General features: G+C 61.8%; 17 protein-coding genes. 8 read left to right on the top strand and 9 right to left on the bottom strand.

Annotation, left to right across the window (positions count from 1 at the left end; translation table 11 throughout):
- The first annotated feature begins 6 nt into the window (after positions 1 to 6).
- Complete coding sequence (locus MHK09_RS07925) at positions 7 to 900, top strand: alpha/beta hydrolase (RefSeq protein WP_250413174.1); 894 nt, start codon at positions 7 to 9, stop codon at positions 898 to 900.
- Positions 901 to 963: 63 nt separating this feature from the next.
- Positions 964 to 2,259: a PepSY-associated TM helix domain-containing protein gene (locus tag MHK09_RS07920; RefSeq protein WP_250413173.1), complete on the top strand. Its 1,296-nt coding sequence runs from the start codon at positions 964 to 966 to the stop codon at positions 2,257 to 2,259.
- A 19-nt stretch (positions 2,260 to 2,278) separates the two neighbouring features.
- Here MHK09_RS07920 and MHK09_RS07915 read toward each other — a convergent pair whose 3' ends face one another.
- The 5 genes from MHK09_RS07915 to MHK09_RS07895 form a co-directional block, all read right to left on the bottom strand.
- Positions 2,279 to 5,737 carry an arabinosyltransferase domain-containing protein gene (locus tag MHK09_RS07915; protein WP_250413172.1) on the bottom strand — a complete coding sequence of 1,153 codons (3,459 nt, stop codon included), beginning with the start codon at positions 5,735 to 5,737 and terminating at the stop codon, positions 2,279 to 2,281.
- A 74-nt stretch (positions 5,738 to 5,811) separates the two neighbouring features.
- Positions 5,812 to 7,788, bottom strand: coding sequence for a galactan 5-O-arabinofuranosyltransferase (locus MHK09_RS07910; RefSeq protein WP_250413171.1), 1,977 nt, complete (start codon positions 7,786 to 7,788; stop codon positions 5,812 to 5,814).
- A 183-nt stretch (positions 7,789 to 7,971) separates the two neighbouring features.
- Positions 7,972 to 8,730 carry a decaprenylphospho-beta-D-erythro-pentofuranosid-2-ulose 2-reductase gene (gene dprE2, locus MHK09_RS07905; RefSeq protein WP_250413170.1) on the bottom strand — a complete coding sequence of 253 codons (759 nt, stop codon included), beginning with the start codon at positions 8,728 to 8,730 and terminating at the stop codon, positions 7,972 to 7,974.
- A gap of 37 nt (positions 8,731 to 8,767) precedes the next feature.
- Positions 8,768 to 10,183: a decaprenylphosphoryl-beta-D-ribose oxidase gene (gene dprE1, locus MHK09_RS07900; RefSeq protein WP_250413169.1), complete on the bottom strand. Its 1,416-nt coding sequence runs from the start codon at positions 10,181 to 10,183 to the stop codon at positions 8,768 to 8,770.
- 126 nt (positions 10,184 to 10,309) lie between these two features.
- A complete protein-coding gene (locus tag MHK09_RS07895; protein ID WP_150850297.1) occupies positions 10,310 to 10,585 on the bottom strand; it encodes a hypothetical protein in 276 nt (91 codons plus the stop codon).
- A 34-nt stretch (positions 10,586 to 10,619) separates the two neighbouring features.
- On the opposite strand from MHK09_RS07895, the gene MHK09_RS07890 reads away from it, so the two are divergent.
- From MHK09_RS07890 to MHK09_RS07875, 4 genes are read left to right on the top strand one after another with little or no spacing between them, the layout of a single operon-like run.
- Positions 10,620 to 11,084, top strand: coding sequence for a hypothetical protein (locus MHK09_RS07890; RefSeq protein ID WP_005329751.1), 465 nt, complete (start codon positions 10,620 to 10,622; stop codon positions 11,082 to 11,084).
- 9 nt (positions 11,085 to 11,093) lie between these two features.
- Positions 11,094 to 12,002, top strand: a complete 909-nt coding sequence (locus MHK09_RS07885) for a plasmid pRiA4b ORF-3 family protein (RefSeq protein WP_366511713.1) — start codon at positions 11,094 to 11,096, stop codon at positions 12,000 to 12,002.
- Positions 12,003 to 12,013: 11 nt separating this feature from the next.
- Positions 12,014 to 12,454 (top strand): GtrA family protein, encoded by a 441-nt coding sequence (locus tag MHK09_RS07880; protein WP_005323207.1) that lies wholly within the window; start codon positions 12,014 to 12,016, stop codon positions 12,452 to 12,454.
- Complete coding sequence (locus tag MHK09_RS07875) at positions 12,455 to 12,949, top strand: GtrA family protein (protein WP_250413167.1); 495 nt, start codon at positions 12,455 to 12,457, stop codon at positions 12,947 to 12,949.
- On the opposite strand, the gene glfT1 is transcribed toward MHK09_RS07875, so the two are convergent.
- Complete coding sequence (gene glfT1, locus MHK09_RS07870) at positions 12,946 to 13,869, bottom strand: galactofuranosyltransferase GlfT1 (RefSeq protein ID WP_250413166.1); 924 nt, start codon at positions 13,867 to 13,869, stop codon at positions 12,946 to 12,948. The two genes, MHK09_RS07875 and glfT1, sit on opposite strands and share 4 nt — an antisense overlap.
- Before the next feature lie 95 nt (positions 13,870 to 13,964).
- Between glfT1 and MHK09_RS07865 the strand changes: the two genes are divergently transcribed.
- Entirely contained in the window at positions 13,965 to 14,633 is a 669-nt protein-coding gene (locus tag MHK09_RS07865) for a GNAT family N-acetyltransferase (protein ID WP_179387259.1), read from the top strand.
- On the opposite strand, the gene wzt is transcribed toward MHK09_RS07865, so the two are convergent.
- Both wzt and wzm read right to left on the bottom strand, forming a co-directional pair.
- The gene (gene wzt / locus MHK09_RS07860; RefSeq protein ID WP_005323203.1) at positions 14,630 to 15,433 is read right to left on the bottom strand and encodes a galactan export ABC transporter ATP-binding subunit Wzt/RfbE; all 804 of its coding nucleotides are present in this window, start codon (positions 15,431 to 15,433) and stop codon (positions 14,630 to 14,632) included. The two genes, MHK09_RS07865 and wzt, sit on opposite strands and share 4 nt — an antisense overlap.
- Before the next feature lie 46 nt (positions 15,434 to 15,479).
- Positions 15,480 to 16,331, bottom strand: coding sequence for a galactan export ABC transporter permease subunit Wzm/RfbD (wzm, locus tag MHK09_RS07855; protein WP_050776609.1), 852 nt, complete (start codon positions 16,329 to 16,331; stop codon positions 15,480 to 15,482).
- Positions 16,332 to 16,544: 213 nt separating this feature from the next.
- Here wzm and MHK09_RS07850 point away from each other — a divergent pair, with 213 nt between their 5' ends.
- Entirely contained in the window at positions 16,545 to 17,801 is a 1,257-nt protein-coding gene (locus MHK09_RS07850) for an aminotransferase class V-fold PLP-dependent enzyme (protein WP_250413165.1), read from the top strand.
- On the opposite strand, the gene MHK09_RS07845 is transcribed toward MHK09_RS07850, so the two are convergent.
- On the bottom strand, positions 17,798 to 18,754 hold the full coding sequence (locus MHK09_RS07845) for an NAD(P)H-quinone oxidoreductase (protein ID WP_179387610.1): 957 nt from the start codon (positions 18,752 to 18,754) through the stop codon (positions 17,798 to 17,800). The genes MHK09_RS07850 and MHK09_RS07845 overlap by 4 nt on opposite strands.
- Between the last annotated feature and the right edge of the window lie 14 nt (positions 18,755 to 18,768).

Here is an 18,768-nt window from a genome sequence, read left to right as displayed (position 1 = left end):
GGTGGCATGACTAACGCAGATGCTAACCAGGACCCGCACCGCCCGCTGGAGCCGGGCCAGGAGTGGCACATCGGCGGCCAGGACCGCCAGATGGACGACAAGGAGCAGCTCGAGCAGCTCGTTGCCTATATCGACGCCCACTATGACACCCCGGATTTTCGCCCGCCGTGGGCTGGGGGTGGCTCCCCTGAGGCGGATCAGTATTGCGCGCTTTTGCCGGATCGCATTATCCATGCGGCAATGATGGTGCTCGGTACTGCGGTGGATCATGCGCTGCCAGGTACTGCGTACACGGAGGGCATTAGCGTAGAAGAGTCTGAGATGGGCGCCATCTTCCAACCCACAAAGCCAACTGGCCGGTGGGCGGTCTCGCTGCATTCGGGCGGTTGGTGGCGCGGCAGTGGTCAAGCGCTGGAGATGCAGTGGCGCCCCGAGGTAGCCGCCGCCGCGCAGCTATCCGGCACCACCATTATTGACGTGGATTATCCGCTCGCCCCCGAGCACACCGTGGCGGAGATGGTCACTGCCGTGCAGCAGGCCATTGACTATGCCCGCGCGCAGGGTGCTTCCAACGTTACTACCTGGGGTTATTCCTCCGGCGGGGCGCTAGCGGCGCTGGCGCCTGCCGACGCCCTCCTGCTCACCTTCCCCGACTTCGGCGCCCTGGCACATCTGCCGGAGGACCTGCGCGCTGGATACGACATCCCAGCGGACCTATCTGAGCTAGGTCCGCACACTTTCGTGCAGACCGCCACCGAGGATGAGATTGCCGCGCGCGTTTCCGTGCCCGGTGCCGCGGCGCGCGATTATGTTTCCACCCACCGCGTATCTACCCCGGCGGTGGCGCGGCAGCGCGTGCGGGATGCGGCCGCGTTCCTGGCAGGCGAGCTAGAAAAATAATAGGTTCCTGGCGGTTCCATACTAAAAGGGAACTAGTTTCAACAAGGGTGCGACTAGTTCCGCATGACTATATCCACCCATGGCGCGCTATCGCGCCTGCATAAGTTCGCCGGCGTCATCATCGCGCCCTTTCTCATAGTCGCAGCGTTAAGCGGCTTTCTCTATGCCTTGGCACCCACCTTTGAACCGTGGATTTACCACGATGAGGTAACCGCCACCGCGCCAGGTAACCCACGCAGCCTGGACGAGCAGATTGCCGCCGCCCAGCGCGAGCACCCAGCTGGGCACGTGGTTCAGGTCGAGCCTTCCGAGGATCCGCAAGAGACCACTCGCGTGCTTTTCGACGACCCCACCGCTCCCAACTCCAGCTATACCCACGCCGTTTTTGTAGACCCGGTGGACCTACACATCACTGGCGAACTACAACAATATGGCGGCTCGCGGGCGCTGCCTTTCCGTACGTGGGCCTCCGATGGCCACCGCACCCTGTGGCTAGGCGAGCCTGGCCGCCTCTATGCCGAACTTGCGGCCTCGTGGCTCGGTGCGCTGAGCATCCTCGGTCTGTACCTATGGCTCAAGCGTAAGCAAAGGAATAAGAAGCAGCCCTCCAAGGTGCTGGCGCTGCATGCCCGCGTGGGTGCCTGGTTGCTGCCGGGCTTCCTCTTCTTGACCGTTACTGGCCTGACATGGTCGCTGGTGGCAGGCGCAAGCATTGGCAAGGTGCGTGAGGAACTCAATTGGAAGGAACCGTCCGTGGCCACCTCCGTTGCAGAAGCGGACACTAGCGCCGGGGCGGGGGAGCATTCCGGTCATGCCGGCCATTCGGGCCATGTCGGGCATGCGGGGCACAACGGCCCTGCAGAACTTGCTGGCGCCCAAACCGCATTATCGACAGCCCGTAGCCAAGGGTTGACCGGAGTCCTGGAAATGACCCCTCCGGAAAAACCAGGCGATGCGTGGGGAGTGCGCGAGGCTCGTGCGGACTTCAAGCTGCGCAGCGATGCCGTAGCAGTGACCCCGAACGGGGAGGTCATCGACCGCATCAATTCCGCCGACTGGCCACTTGCCGCACAGCTAACCTCGTGGCTCATCCAGCTGCACATGGGGACGCTTTTTGGCATCTATAGCCAGATCGCGTTGGCGGCGCTGGCTTTGGGATTGCTCGTGGTGAGTATCGCGGGTCTGCGGATGTGGTGGATAAAGCCGCGCCGCGGCCTGCCCGAGCTAAAAATTACCCCCGCCGTGCTGGCGGGGGTGGTGGCCTATTCGATCATCGCGCCGCTCTTTGGCGCCTCGCTTGTGATCTTTTTCCTAGGCGATTGGATTGTGCGGCGGTTGCGCGCCCCGCAGCGGGGCTGAGGCGCTGCCACAGGTGAGACTACTCCTCGCCCTCGGGGCGAATCTTCATCTCGGAGTCTTGCCACAGACCGGAGCGCGTAATGTCCTCATAATCAATTTTGGCTGGAACCGGGGCGTTGCCTTGTGAATCGGTACGCAGCTCGTACTTTTCAATGGCGCCCCAATCGCGGGCCCAGTCATTATTGAGGTAGCTCGGGATTTCGTAGGAGTAGTTGACCGCCTCCGCGGTGGACATGGCGCCACCGCCGGAGAAGGACTGGAAGTCCGTCAGCGAGGTCTGTGCCGAGGAATCCGGCAGGATGCGGTACTCCGGGATCTCCGTGACACCGGCAAAGTGGTCGAAGGTGCGCTGGCACGGGAACTGCAGGGCTACGGCCCAGTCCAGCAGCGCCGGGGTGTCCTTGGAGAACTGGTTATTGATGGTATCCAGCTCCGGCACGCGCGGCGGGGTAAAGGCCAGCCAATCATCCTCATCGGTGGAATCATCCGTGGCTACCAGGCGCACCACATTGGCATCCTGCGGCAGCTTATCCAGCGGCAGGCGCAGGTTGCGCCACTTCGGCGTGGCGCCGACGGCGGAGAGTTCCTCCTCGCCGGTATTGGTGACCTTGCCGGAGTCATCGATGGTGCCGTACTCGAGGCTAAGCTCCATGCCTTCTTGCTCCACCCCGTTGACATCGTGGTGGTAGATATTGCCGGCTGCGGACACGGCGAGAACCGGGGTATTGTCTTTGGCTTCTGGCAGGTTGTACCACTTGGTGGTCACCTCAGAGGTGGAGTCTTGGTCTTCGTTATAGGAACCGAGCACCGGCACCTTGGTGTAATCCAGGTTGAACGGCAGGTGCATGGTGGAACCATTGACGCCCTGGGTGCCGCGCACGCCGCCCTCAGAGGTATTGGTGGTTTCCTTGGACTTCTTTTCCTTCTTTTCCTTCGACTCCTGGGAATCGGCGGAACCGCTCGCGCCGCCGGATTCAGCATCCGCGCCGGAGGTAGCGGTCTCGGCGCTATCGGAGGAGGAATCGCTGGAGCCATCGGCGATGGCACCCACGGAGGCGGAGTTCTGGTTTTCCGGCTCGATGGATTCGGGGATGAAGTTCGGATCGAAACCAGTGTGGGTTTCGTCCTCATCCACCAGGGAATCGCCCAAGTCGCCATCCACCGGGGTCAGGAAGGAATCATTGGTATTGGTCTCCACCATGGTCTGATCCGCCAGCGCGCAGGTATTGCCGCGTAGGGAAGCCAGGTTGCCCTTGCCCACGGAGTAGGAATCCGCCTGGGAGACGGTGGCCTTGGCAAAGGAAGCACAAGAAAGCGCTACCACGATGGCGCAGGCCAAGGCGATGGGCGCGGACATGATGCCGGCCGAACGCGAGACCTTGGCGGCGGCATTCTTTTCAAACTCGACGAGTGCGCCAGCCTCTTCCGCCTGGGACTTGCGGTAGCTATGGCGCAGGGACTGCACCACGCCAATGGCGAAGATGATGAGGGCGATGGCGAGCAGCACCTTATTGGCCTCGATGGCCTTGAGCTGCACCGTGCGATCCCACCATGGAATGCCAAAGGAGGATACGTACCACCAAGCGTTCCAGCCGGCGAAGGAGATGGCGAGCAAGAAGACCACCGCGGCGATGGCGAAGGTGCGAGCGCGCGGCGAACGCAGCGCAAACTGGGAGAGCACCACGGCGCCGAGGGCGGCGATGACACCGGCCACGCCGGCGTAGATGCCAAAGTGGTGGGTCCACTTGGTGGGGGTGAACATGAGGAAGAACATGGACAGCGCCACGATGATGAGCAGGCGCTGGGTCGGGCCGACGGCAGCACCAACGACGCGACGGTTCTTGATAAAGGCCGCCACGATGAGCACCAGGCAGAAGAGCATGGTGAAGACCGCGAACCGGCGGGTCAGCGAGCCATCCACGGATTCTTGGAAGAGGGTGGAGTAGCGCGCGTACTCGGCGTGCCACGGCAGGGAGGGGCCGACCTCGGAGCGCACGCGGGTGGATTCCAGCACGGTGGAGAGCGTTTGGTCACCAAAGGCGGCGACCATGATGGCGGTGCCAGCGCTCAGGAACGGAGCAATGAGCGAAAGCCAGCCGAGGGCGCCACCACCCATGGATGGCACGCGCTCGGCCATGGCGCGGAAAAGGTGCGGCAGGCTGACCAGGAAGACGCCCACGGCAAAAAGGCCGGTGGGGCCGGCGGCTAGAGTGATGGTTGCGGCGATGGTGCCCACGGCCGCCGGAAGCAGGCGGCGGGTGGCAATGGCGCGCTCGAAGGAGGCCCAGGTAAACATCACTCCGAGCGCCACGATGGGCTCCGGGCGGGTGCCGTTGTTATACGGCAGCCAGAAGGCCAGGAACATCAGCGCGGCGGTCCAGTGGGCGACCCGGCGGCCGTCGACAAGCTGGCCAAAGCGCGGCAGCATCTCGCGGGAGAGGATAAACCAGATAATGAGCCCGGAAATCAGGCCCGGCAGGCGCACGAAGACCGAGGCGGTAGAAATCTGGGAGAGTACGGCAACCAAGTCATAGTAAGGAGCGCCAAAGGGCGCCTCCGGCACGCCGTACCAGCGGTAGTAATTGGCCATGTAGGTCGCGTGATCGAAGACGCGGCTCATGGAGAAGATGAAGCCATCATCGGAGGTATTGGCGCCGAGGATGTACCAGAATCCCAAAATGGCGGCGACCACGCCATCGAGCGGGCGTACCTTCTTCCACGTCTCGGGCATGAAGCCGAAGCGGCGGCCATCGAGGCGGTCGATACGCCATAGGCAGAACAGGGACACGACCACCATGGCGATGCCCAGCCACATGGCAATGGTCTTGAGCAACGTCGGGGACGAGGTAAAGCGGGAGTTGATATCGACGTGGACATTGAGGCCGTCGTCAAGCAAGGCTTGCACGTCAGCCTTCTCGTCGATTTCGGTATAAACGCCGGTGACCTGCGGGCGCAGATCCTCCTCGGTGGTCTTTTCATGCTCGCCCACGCTCACGGAGGTGCCATCGCCCGTAGCGGAAATTTCAATCTTGGCGTCCTTGGGGAGCTTGGCTACCTCTTTGGCGTTGAGGGTAAGCAGCACCTCATCCAAGGACACAACGGACAGGCCCTCGTCATTCACGCGGACGAAAAGGCCGCGGTTGGAGGCCTTCTTGGACTCCGGTGGGACGGTGCCGTAAACCATGGACTGGCCTTCGCGCAGTTCATCGACTGCGGAGATGGGGATGGTGGCCTTCAGGTCCTCTGGGGCGACGGAAATGAGCGGCGCGTTGATGGACTGCACGGAATCATGCTGCGGCCAATCATAAGAGGACTGGGTTTGGGTCACCGGCAGTAGCGGGGTCGCTACAAAACACAGGAAACCAATCAGCCCGGCAATGATTGCGGTCCACCGCAGGCCCGCGGGGGCGGCGGTGAAGCGGGAGCCGGCAGCGGCAGGTCGCGCTTGGGTGGTATTCGTAGTGAGGCTATCTGACACGGCGATTAGTCTACGTCAGATAACCCCCTCGGCCCGCGGGCACACCCTGCCGCGGGCGGGAAGTGTGGGTGAACTTACTTGGTGCGAACTGCTGTTACAAAGGGGCCGGTTTGCTGCAACTTCCAGCCCTTATCAAAAACGTCGGCATTGAAGAAGACCGCGCGGTAGCGAATATTCGGCTGGTTGGGATAGATATCTTCTGCTAGGTGGAGCTTGAAGCCATCGTCCTTATTTTCCAGGTCGCCGCGGAACATCATGACATCCGGGCTGCGCCAGGGAGCAGAATCCAAGGCCTTGCGGAACTCCTCCGGCTGCATGTCCCAGGAGTCATTGGCCCAAGTTTCAATCTGCTCGTTGCGGGTGCTGAACTCGCCCAAGGGATTGGCGTAGTGGCTGGTAAAGGCGTTAAAGCCCCAGTAGGGGTAATAAGACATGAAGGTCTTTTCATCCGTGAGCACCACCGTCTCATCCGGCGTATAGCCCTGGTCCTGAATGAAGTTGTGGATATCTAGGTAGTAGTGGGCGGAATCGCTGGTGAAGCGGTCCGCGCGTTCGCCGTAGCCATCGGTATCGCTATAGGCGTGATCGATGGCGTCCTCGTTAGCCTCTGGGATCTGCTGCGCATAGAAGACGCCGGCCAAGGCCAAGATGATGCCAAAGACCGCGGTGATCTGCTTATTGGTGGTGTGGGAGAAACGCGCCGGGTAGAGGCGGTGCACGCCGAGTAGGCGAATCTCTGCCAGGGCCAGGATGCCGGCGGTGGCAAAGAGGAGCACCACGATGACCTCGAGGCGGAAGCTGAGCAGCGTGGTGCCGGCCAGCGTTGCCACCATAGACACCACGGTCCACAGGTAGGTGCCAAGGAGGGAGATGCCCAGCGCACGCACCTCTGCGTCATTGAGGCGGATGACGATGTAAATAAGCCCCATGAGGCAGAGGAAGCCCACAATGCTCAAGGACAAGAAAGGCACTGGAATTTGCGTGCCTTCCTCCGGCAGATAGTGCTGCGCGGTGGTTTGCAGCGGCACCGGTGAGTGCATGACCGACCATACGTAGGGTCCCCAGGCGATGAGCGCGATGGCAATGGAGCCTACCGCTATGATCACCAGGCGCAGGATGGGGCGCCACGTATGCTCATAGAGCGCGGTAAACAGCGCGATGAGGCTGACCACGGTGAGCGCAGCCGCACCGGTGAAAAGGGTATAGAACGTAGCGGAAATGCCAAGGTAAAGCGTCACTCCAAGGGTGGCCAGCCAGGAGCCGCGGAACGCGCGGGCGCTGAGCACCGCAACGGTGGGCAGCCCCATGGCGATGACCGCGGAATAGGGCTCCTCGGCCGCGATGGTGAGCGTAATTGCGGTGGTCACCAGGGCGATGGCGGTGGCGACCGGCAGGGAACTGGTCAGGCGCTGCCAGATGGGCACCAAAATACAGCCGGCCACGGCAATGGAGATGAGCGCCCAGGGCTGGTAGACCTCCCAGCCCGGAATTCCCATGAGCGCACCCAAGCGGCCGCCCAACCAGAACCAGCCAATCGGATAGAAGGACGGCATGTCCTGGTAGTTCATGTCCGCATAGCCCATCTCATCCACTGAACGGGTGAGGAACTGGGTGCGGAAGGCCTGGTCCACCTGCACGCCATCGAGCCACAAGCGGGAGGCGGATAGCGGCAGGCCCACGGCGGCCAGGGTCAACAGGGCCGGGGAGAGGTAGGTGACCGCGTAGGTCAGCCAGGCCCGCCAGCGCGGCCGGGTAAAGGAATCCTTGTAGTGGTCATAGAGCCACCACACGCACAGCCCGCCGGCCAGGGCCAGCGTGAGCACCACCCCCACCGTGGTCAGCGCGCGGGTGACCATGGAGGTATTAAAGGACGGCAGCGAGACCGTCTTGAAGGCAAACCAGCCCAGCAGCGTTACCACGCCACCGGCCAGGGCGGCCAGCACAAAACCCAGTAGGGTCGCGCGAGGAGTCAGCGCATCGGCGCGGTAGGCCTCGGTGCGGTTATCCTCGCTCACGGGCGTTGACTGGGCGGGTACAGCGGTGCTTGTCATGCCTTTTAGTTTCGCATACCCAAGCTCCACAGCCCAGATTTGGCGCGGGCAGGTGAGCACTTGCTTGGCGGCATCCCCCTGATACACCACTGCCCCCGTCACCTCCCTCGCCGCGGGCGTGCGGCGAAGTGGAAGAGCGGGGGCGGGGCAGCCAGCAGGCGGCTGCGCGGATAGCCGCGGCGTTTAGAACGGCAGCTTGCGGAAGATGGCCTGCGGGATGAACTTGAATGCCAAAGAAACGTACTCAAAAAGTGGGTGTACGAAGATGGACTGCTTGCCCTCGAGCACGGCCTTGACGGTGGCCTCGGCAACGTCGGAAACGTTGACGGTCAGTGGGGCGTCGCCAGCCTCGGCGGACATCTTGGTGCGCACCTGGCCCGGGCGCACAACCAGCACGTTGGCTCCGGTGCCGCGCAGGGCCTCGCCCAAGTTGATGTAGAAGCCGTCCACGCCGGCCTTGGAGGCGCCATAGACAAAGTTGGAACGGCGCACGCGCATGCCTGCCACGGAGGACATAGCGATGATGGTGCCGTGGCCCTGGTGCTTGAACTTCTCGCCCAAGAGCACGCCTACGGACACCGGTGCGGTGTAGTTGGTCTGCGCGGAGGCGACGGCCTTGTCATGGTTTTGCCACAGCTCTTCCTGGTCACCCAGGGTGCCGAAGGCAACGATGGCTACGTCGACGTCGCCGCGGGCCCAGGCCTTATTAATAACGTCCGGGTGGGAATCGAAGTCGGTGGCATCGAAGTCCAGGACCTCTACGTCAGCGCCACGGGATTCCAGGTCATCCTTGGCCTGGGCGATGCGTGGGGACTCCGGGCGGGCGGCCAGGGTGACCTTGGCCGGGCCGCGCTGCAGGAACTCGGAGACGACGCCGAGGCCGATCTCGGAGGTGCCGCCCAGAAGCAGGATGTGTTGTGCTTGGCCTACTGCATTAAGCATGGTCAGTAAATCTCCTTCAAGGTGTTATTTCCAGTGATTAGTGCAGCTCGAGGCGGCGGGACATATCGGAGGCAAAGACGCCGGTCGGGTCGATCTCGTTGCGGGTCTTCAGCCAGCCTTCCATGCCCGGGTACATCTTGTGGAAGTTCTCCGCGGAGGTGCGGGATTCCTTGGCCAGGTAGAGGCGGCCGCCGAATTCCATCACGCGGCGGTCCAGGTCATCCAGGAACTTGCCCAGGCCCGGACGGATGGGGAAGTCCACGCAGACGTTCCAGCCCGGCATCGGGTAGGACAGCGGCGCGCGGTTGCCTTCACCGAAGAGCTTGAACACGTTGAGGGCGGAGTAGTGGCCGGAGCGCTGCATATCGCGGATGATCTCCTTGAACGGCTCCACGGCCTCGGTCGGTACCACGAACTGGTACTGCAGGAAGCCCTTGGAACCGTAGCCGCGGTTCCACTCGCCGATGAGATCCAGCGGCTGGTAGAACTGCGTCAGGTTCTTGACCTGGTTCTTCGCCGGTGCGCCCATGGTGTAGTACGCCAAGCCCACGGCGGAGAGGGAGAGCTTATTCATGGTCCAGGACGGGAAGATATCCGGTACCGTCATCAGCTGCGGCGCATTGAACTTCAGTGGGTCCTTGGCCAGCTTCGGGGCGAGTTCTTCCAGCTGTGCCAGGGTGGCCAGCGAGCCGCGAGAAATGGTGGAGCGGCCCAGCTTTGGTTCGGGCGAAATGACATCGAACCAGGCGGAAGAATAGGTGTAGTTGTGCTCGGAGCCATCGGAGTGGAAAGCGATGGTCTCATCCAAGTTATCGGTGCGGTCCGTATCCGCGATGAAGTAGGCGGTTTCCGTCTTGGTCATGCGGATGGTGGCGCGCAAGATGATGCCGGTCAGGCCCATGCCGCCAACGGTGGCCCAGAAGAGGTCGCCGCTCGGGTCATCCTCGGAGCCTTCCGGGGTCAGGTGCAGCACGTGGCCATCGGCCACGAGCAGCTCCATGGAGACCACGTGGTCACCAAAGGAACCGGCGGAGTGGTGGTTCTTGCCGTGAATATCCGGGCCGATTGCGCCGCCGATGGTGACCTGGCGGGTACCCGGCAGAACCGGAACCCACAGGCCATACGGCAGGGCGGCCTTCATCAGCTGGTCCAAGGTGACGCCGCCATCGACGTCCACCAGAGCGGACTCTGGGTCGATGGAGTGGATTTTATTGAGTTTTTGCATGTCGATGACCAAGCCGCCGCCATTTTGGGCGGGGTCACCGTAGGAGCGGCCCATACCGCGGGCGATGACGCCGCGGCGCAGGTGGGCGGGCTTATCCGAGTTATCTTCTGCAACCTGGGCCACGGCCTTCTTGATGACGTCCACGTCTTCGGTGGCGAGCACGTGGGCGGTCGTCGGGGCGGTGCGGCCCCAGCCGTGCAGGGACTTTTCAGTAGTATGTAATTCCATCTCTTACTCTTTGCTCGACGGATTTATGTCGCTTCTCTAGCCTACCTAGCTCACAGGAGGGTGGCTGGAGTGGCGCGAGTGATATTCGGAACAAAACGGACGCTTGTACTGCCCGAATGTGACCGTTTACAGATCCATGAGCGCGCGGATCTCCTCCGGCAGTTCCTCCTGGGATTCAATAATCGGGCCGTCGTACTCCCGCAAAAGCTCATAGACGCGAGCCCGTGAAGAGGAATCCAGCATGGGCAATTCCTCTGCCATAAGCCGCGTCATGAAAGGGCTCAACGGCACATCGGTATGCTCCGTGGCCTCGAAGTGGCCGTTGCGCTTATCATCCTCTGCGCGCCCGTCCTGCGCCGCCTGCTGCGCCGGCGTCATATGCTCTGTCTTTTCCGAGTACATGCGCATTAGCTTACCGCCGCTTAAAGTAGTCGCTATGACCAACAACCGTGAGACGCACGATCAGCGCCAAGACAACTACGCCCTCGATGACACGCTGGCTGGCCGCATCACCCAGGCCGCCGCCGTGGGCATTGCGACCTCCTATCCGGATTGGATTAAATCCAAAGGCGGTTTGATTACTGCCTATACCTTGTCTTTCTTTGGCTTTAGCGCCCTAGTGGCCTATACCAACGCGCACGCCGAGCAAGACGGCGATGAGCCGCGCTCCCCGCAGGATAGTGACGACCAAGGCCTCAAGCCGTGGGCTATTTTTGCCGCAGTGGTGCTGCTGCTCATCCTGGGCGGCTGGATGAACGTTGCCCTTTCCCGCAGAATGGTAAAGTTCCTGCGCAAGCGCGGTGCCAAGCGGCCGTGGACCCTGCTGGGCGCCATTGGCGCGGCACTGACGTTCCTGATTAGTGAGCTGGAAGCGCGCGATATTGCAAAACTAGCTTCCTAAAACTTGCGTATGGTGGGGCTCATGAATGCAGGGGTCACCGATATCGCACAGGCGCGGGCCAAACGCGCCGATGGCGTGGTATCCCTCAAGCGCGAGCCCCTCACCATCATTTGCCAAGCCGCGAATATTCGCGCCGATGGCGAGGTGCACCGCCAGATTGGTTTTAGCGATGCCCTGACCTTCACCGAGCTGCACCGCGTACTGCGCATCTGCTTTGGCCTGCCGGAGGAGGAATCTCCCTGGCACTGTTATGAACACACCGAGGCCCGTGGCCCGCGCATCGATCCGGAGCGCCAGGCCTCCGAATTCCTGTGGCGCGAAGGCGATCAAGTCGACTTCGCTTGGGGGCTGTGGGACTTCGAGCTGGTAGTAGCCGAGATTTATCCCCGCGATAATGGCACCCCAGAGGCATTGTGCGTGGGCGGCTCGGGCTCGCTCTTCCAGCCCTTTGAGCTGACCAGCGTGAACCGTGAATTGACCGGCCAAAAGGTTACCGATGAAGTCTTTTCCGCGGTATCGTCCCCCGTGTGCGATTTGATTGAGCGCACCAAACTCTATGACTTCGTCCCGCTGCTGCAAGCGATGGACCTAGGCAGGGAAACCGACCTCACACCGCATGCTTCCCGCGTGCTCGCCAGCCTGCCGCGCGAGGTGACCCATGAAGGAAAAGACGCCTTTTGGTCCATGGCGCTCGCCCTATCCTGCATGGGTGGCGCGGAGCTCACCGATTCCGTCGTGGAAACCACCATGGATGCGCTTGGCTGGGTCAATGATGATGGCACGGCGCTCTCCGGCGCCGACGTGCGCGAGCTGTGTGCGGCGTCGTTGCAGCAATTGGCCGGGATAGGCGCCTATGGCGCCGAATCCGCCGCGCCGGTGGATCGGTTGGACATGTACCGAGCGCTCTTGCGCGGGTAGGCTACTCACTCGTGACTAATTCCGCTGACGACGCCGTAGAAGTAAAGCCCTCGTCCACCTCGCTGCACACCCAGCTAGTGCGTTTTATTTCCGTGGGCGTATTTACCGCCGCCATTGACTATGGTCTCACGCTTTTATTGACCTACCTGGGGCTGCACCGTTCCGCAGCCAAGGCCATCGGTTGGGTCTTTGGCACCATCGCCGCCTACCTGGCCAATGCGCGGTGGACCTTTGGGGCCAAGGTGTCTGGCCGCACAGCCGCGACCGTGGGCATTTTGTACGCCTCTACCTTTGCGGTCCAAAACTTCCTGTACTGGGTGCTCAATGAGCCGCTTATGGCTCTCGGCTTTGAGGGCGCGGTAAAAGACACCATCGCCTTCGTCATCGCTCAAGGCGTGGCCACGGTGACCAACTTTGCCATTCAAAGGGCCTTTATCTTTAAGGAAAAATAGATGGCAGCAGCCTCCTCACGGACGTGGCGCGGCGCGGCCCAGCGGGCTTCGCGCTCGACCAGCCTGCGCGCGCAAAGCGCCAAGTTCGCGGTGACGGGGGCGCTTGCCGCGCTTATCGACGTCTCCTTAACCTGGCTCCTGCAGATCGGCTTCGGCCTGCTTAGCGCCGACCCCGCCCGTGCGGTGGGCTTTATCGTCGGTACCTGGGCGGCCTATCTACTCAATCGCCGCTGGACCTTCCAGGCCGAAGCCACCGCGGTGCGCTTCGCCGGCGTCCTTGCCACCTACGGCGTGACCTTCGTGGTCAATATGGTGGCCTATAAGTTCCTTTTTGAGCTTTTCGACGTCCACTGGGAGTGGAACCCGACCCTTTCCCTCGTCGTGGCCTTTGCTATCTCGCAGGGCACCGCGACCGTGGTGAACTTTGCGGTGCAACGCTGGATTATTTTTAGGAAGGCGGGGGTCAGGGTCGTCGCCAAGCAGGATCCGTCCTAGCCCTGGTTAGGGCGGCGGAAATCTTCTTGGCGCCCGCGGTTGTGGAGCCTTAGCCATTCGATAAAGCCGGCCGGGTCGTGGCGCTGGACCAAGAAGAACCAGCCAAAGCGGGCAAATTCCTGCGGCAGTAGCTTGCGCATGCCGCGCTGCCACAGCAGGTAACCGCGATTGCGGTAGGTGAAAAAGCGCTTGAACTCACCTTCTGGGTACTGGGTATGCATCTTGCCGCCCAGGATGGGTTTGAACTCATCCGATCCGTCCGGATGCAGATAGCTGGTGGTCAGCGCCGTGCCGAAGGAGAGTCCGGAGTTGGCCAGCCGACGGTGGTATTCCACCTCATCGCCACGGATAAACAAGCGGTAGTCCGGCACGCCAATGATCTCCATGGCCGCGGCGGAAATCAGCGCACCGTTAAAAAGCGAGGCGATGCCGGGCAGGAAATCGCCCTCCAGCTCGTCCATCCGGCGGCGCCATACCAGCCCCTGGCGCAGGGGGAAGGCGAGGCGGCCGGGATCGTCAATATTGCATACCGCCGGGGAGACCTCATGCAGGCGGTTGGCCTCTGCCACCCGATATAGCTCCGCTAGTACCGCGTGATCGGCAGGGCGGCCGTCATCATCGGCGCACCACACGGCATCGGCGCCCAAAGACAGCGCGGTGAGAAAGCCCAGCGCAAAGCCACCGGCGCCGCCCAAGTTGGTTTCCGAAGGCACGTAGACGCCCCGGTCACCCGCCATGGATTCGACGAGTTCGCGCACCGCATCTTCCGCGCCATTATCCACCACGACTACCCACTGCACGGGGTGGGTTTGGTGGACTACCTGTTCAAGCGAGGCCCGCAGTAGTTCGGCGCGCTGATGGGTAACAATGACGGCGGCGGTGGAACCGGTGGAAGTCAGGGTGGCAGTCATGGGTTCCATCTTGCCACCGGGGTAGGGGGACCAGCGCAGAAACACTCCGCGTGGGTGAAACGAAAAGTAGATATGTCAGCAGCTTTGTGGATACTGTAAAGCGCATGGAAAATATCTGGCCGCCTTTTGCGGTGACCATACGGGCCAGCGATGATACTGGCCGTGGAGTCGACCTGCGCGTCATGCGCGATGAAGACATCGCGTGCGTGGCCACGGTAGGTGCGGCAGATATCTATGGCACCGACATTCCCGAGCACGCCTTTCCCTGGCTCTTTGATGAAAAGCGGAATACTCCCGCTGCCATGGCGCAGCACCGGTGGGAGCACCGAGCGCAGCTGCGCGCCAATAATTGGACCCTGGATTTCATTGCCCGCGACGCAAAGACCCAAGAATTGGTGGGGGTGGTGGACCTATCGGCCGAAAACTTTGCGGCCGCGCGGGAAGTGCAGACCGCATCATGGGTACTGCGCCGCTTCCAAGGCCAAGGCTATGGCACGCTTATCCGCCAAGCGGTGGTCGAGTTTTCCTTTACCCACCTCGATGCGCATTCGCTGCGTACTTGTTGGATAGAGACCAATCTTGCCTCGGCCCGGGTGAGTGAGAAGATGGGCTACCGCATAAGCACCGAGAAAAAGGAAGAGCCTGCCGGCCCAGAAAAAATTAACCGGCCGGTGGTCAGCGCGCGCCTTAGCGCCGCGGAGTATCACCGGCCGGATGGCTTGCAGCTGGAGGTAACCGGAGTGGGCGAGCAGCTGCTGCATATGCTCAGCTAGTTGCCGCTGGTGTCCTCATTTTCAAAACGCTCGCGCAGGTCGCGCACATACTCGCCCACCTCAGGGCCTTCGTATTCGCCGACGACCTCGGAAACCTCGCCCACCGAGCGGATCTCGCCATGGTCGATCCATAGCGCGGTATTACACAGCTGCGCCAAAAAGTCATTGGAGTGGGAAGCAAAGACCAGGATGCCGGAGCGCTTCACCAGCTCTTGTAGGCGTACACGGGCCTTGGCCATGAAAGCGGCGTCGACGGCGCCGATGCCCTCATCCAACAGCAGGATTTCCGGCTCAATGGACGTCACTACGCCGAGCGCCAAGCGCACGCGCATACCGGTGGAATAGGTGCGCAGCGGCATGGAGAGATAATCGCCGAGTTCAGAAAACTCCGCAATCTCATCCATCTTTTTCTTCATCTGCTTGATGGACTGGCCCAAAAAGAGGCCACGGATAATGATGTTGTCGTAGCCAGAGACCTCCGGGTCCATGCCTACGCCCAAATCAAAGACGGGGGCCACGCGGCCGCGCACATCGGCAGAACCACGGGTGGGTTCATAAATGCCAGACAAAAGGCGCAGCAAGGTGGACTTGCCGGCGCCGTTATGGCCCACCAAACCCACGCGGTCGCCCTCGCGCAGGTGCAGGTTAATATCCTTCAGCGCCTCCACCACGACGGTGTTCTGGGCATTTTTGCCAATGGCGCCGCCGGCGGAAGAAAGCATGGCCTTCTTGAGCGAGCGGGATTTGGCATCAAAGATGGGAAAGTCCACGCACGCGTTATACGTATCAATCGAGACCATCAGTCTGTATCCTTTCGAGGAATCTCAGGAAGTGCAGGGCGTGGGCTTAAACCCAGTAGCTGACGCGGAAGCGCCACTTGCGCATGACCAAGCCGGCGATGAGCAGGCCAAGAACGGTGCAGCCAATAACGATCCACCAGTGGTAGGCGGCCACCGGCTCACCGATCATGGGCGCACGGACGATTTCCAGGTAGTGGTAGAGCGGGTTGATTTCCGCAATGCGGGCGCGGCCGGCCACCGCACCGCCCTGGTCCTTCAAGGTATTGGTCATCCACACAATCGGGGTGACGTAGAACAGCAGCTGGGTCAGTGCTTCAAGCAGCGGAGCGACGTCACGGAAGCGGGTAGCGATGATGCCAAAGAACATCGTGACCCACACGCCGTTGACCAACAACAACGCCAGACCTGGGAGGAAGAGGAAGAACTCCCATCCCAAGTTGCGCGGGAAGATAAGGATGAGCAGCAACCAGATGATGAGGTTATGGCCCAAAAACAACGTCTGGCGCCACACCAAGCGGTAAACGTGCACCGACAGCGGGGCGGGGAGCTGTTTAATCAAGCCCTCGTTGTCAATGAAGACCGTGGAGCCTTCTTTGATGCAGCCCGAAATGAAGGTCCACATAATAAGGCCCACGGTGACGTGGGGGAGGAACTCCGCGACGGGAATCTGGAAGAGCATGGAATACAACAGGCCCAAGGCGAGGGCCATCACGCCGGTGGCGATGGTGATCCAAAACGGGCCCAGGACAGAGCGGCGGTAGCGCTGCTTAATATCTTGAATGCCCAGTTTGAACCACAGCTCGCGCTGCTGTGCACCCTGCACCAGGTCCGCGAAGGCGGCCTTGAGGGTCTCGGACTGGGACGCTGGGGTGGCCTCGCCGTCTGGCTGGGAGGTCATGCGGGCGATATCAGCGCGCAGTTGATTGTTATCTTGCACGCTCAACACCCTAGCGCGCGGGCTGGGCAAACGGGAACTACACGCCGCCAGCCTGCGAAAACAGCGATATCCAGCGAAAATTCAAATTTGGGAAACTTGGGCCAAACGCGTATACAGTAGGGAACCGACCGCCACTGTGTGGCGATGCCTAGCGCGATAAAGAAGGGGACCGTAATGCCAGCAGGAGCTTCGGCACACTACGACGTATTCAGTGTGCGCGGTTTATACACCGGGCTATCTGATGGTTGGACCTACCTCAACGCGCACGCGGTGCCCCAAATTTCTGAGCGCGTCGCCTCCGGCGTGGCGCGCTCCTTCCGGATGTCCACTGCGGTGGCCACCCAGGAGGGGCCAGGCGGTGCCCACTCTGCCACGCCCGCGCCGGGCCGTTTGGAAGGCGATGGTAATTACACCGCCGCACGCATGGCTGTAGCGGATCTGACCGGGTCCAAGGCAGACCGCGTGGTGCTTGGCCCGTCCTTGCCCGTGTTGTACCAGTCCTTGGCGCACGCGGCCCGTCCGCTGTTGGGCAGCAATTCCTCGGTGGTGCTTTCCAAGCTGGATCCGCCGTCTTTGTACTCGGCATTCTCTGAAGTCAAGGCCGAGACCCGCTGGGCCCAGCCAGACTTGGGCACGGGTGAGCTGCCAGGTTTCCAATTTGCCGAGCTTGTCGACGGCTCCACGCGCCTCGTCGCCTTTTCCGCCGCGCACGAGCTTTTGGGCACGGTCTCCCCAGCCGCCGAGATCATTGACACCGTCCATGAGCGCTCCCGCGCTTGGACGCTTCTCGACGTCTCTGCGATCGCCCCCTACCGTCCCATCAACTTTGATGATCTCGGCGCCGATATCTTGGGCCTCGATCTGGGACTGCTGGGCGGACCGCAGCTAGCAGCTTTGGTCTTCCGCGATACCCGCATGTTCCGCCGCCTCGACGCCCTCGACCCGGTGCATACCGGCAAGGGCGCCCGCAAGCTGGAAACACCCATTTCCTCTGGCTTGGCCGGCGGTGTCGGACCGCTTGTGGACCATCTTGCCGGCCTAGCCGGTGGGGAGAGCGGCTCGCGCCGCAAGCGCCTGCGCACCTCCATGGATGCGCTCAGCGTCTACTTGGAGGATCTGCGCGCTGACCTCTATTCCTTCTTGAGCACCCTGCCCGCCGTGCATATTCTTGGCGTGACCGGGGAGGCTGCCGCAGGCGCCTCCGACGATCGCCTGCCGCGCCTCACCTTCGCAGTAAAGGGTGTTCCGGCCGAGACCGTGCACAAGCGCCTCTTTGATAACGGCCTTGTTACCACGCTTGCCCCGCAGACCCCGTTGCTCACGGAGATGGGCGTGGAAGAAATTGGCGGTGCCGTTACTGTTGCGCTCGGCCCCTTCAACACCTATCACGACGTTGAGCATCTCATCCGCGTCGTAGCCTCGCTGGCTTAAACGGTAAGAACCAAGGTGCCGGTGACCTCGCCGCTGTCTAGGGCGGTGTGGGCCTGGGCGGCGTCGGCAAGCGGGTAAGTGGCGTGCAGCGCGTGCTTTACGCGGCCGTCTTCCAACATGGGCCACACATTTTCTACCGTGCCCGCCACAATCTGTGCCTTGTCTTCTAAGTCGCGGGCGCGCAGCGTCGTGCCCTGGACGGTCAGGCGCTTGGGCAGCATGGCGCCCAAGTTGATTTCCGCCTTGGTGCCACCCTGCATGCCAATGATGATGAGCTTGCCGTCCTTGGCCAGGCACTTCATATTCTTTTCCAGATATTTCGCGCCGATGATGTCCAAAATGACATCGCAGCTTCCCTTCAACTCTTCTACGAAGTCGTGCTCCTTATAGTTGATGAGAATATCGGCGCCTAGCTCGCGGCAACGCTCCAACTTTTCCTTCGAGCCAGCCGTCACCGCCACCTCTGCGCCGAGGGCCTTGGCTACCTGGATGGCAAAAGTGCCAATGCCGCCGCCTCCGCCATGGATGAGGACGCGCTGGCCCTCGTGAAGGCCTGCCTCAATGCCTAGGTTGGACCACACGGTGCATCCGACCTCAACCACCGCTGCAGTTTCCTCGACGCTCAACCCCTTGGGCACGGGAAGCAGCTGGCCCTGCGGAACCGCGACGTATTCGGCGTAGCCACCACCGGCAAGCAGGCAGCCCACCTCGGTGCCTACCTCCCAGTTCGTATCTCCGGCATCGGCAATGGTGCCTGCTGCTTCTAAGCCCAAGATTTCCGACGCCCCCGGTGGCGGCGGATAGGCACCCATCGTCTGCAGGATATCGCCGCGGTTAACGCCGGCCGCCTGCACCTTCACAAGCACTTCGCCTGGACGCAGCTGTGGGAGAGCGACTTCGCGGAGCTCTAAGGACCGACGATCCTGTGGATCGGTCTGAACGATGGCCTTCATGTGTGTTGTAGTCA

It is taken from the genome of Corynebacterium tuberculostearicum, assembly GCF_022347235.1.
In the GTDB taxonomy this organism is placed as follows: Bacteria; Actinomycetota; Actinomycetes; order Mycobacteriales; family Mycobacteriaceae; genus Corynebacterium; species Corynebacterium tuberculostearicum_F.
This window is presented reverse-complemented; position numbering and strand designations above follow the sequence as displayed.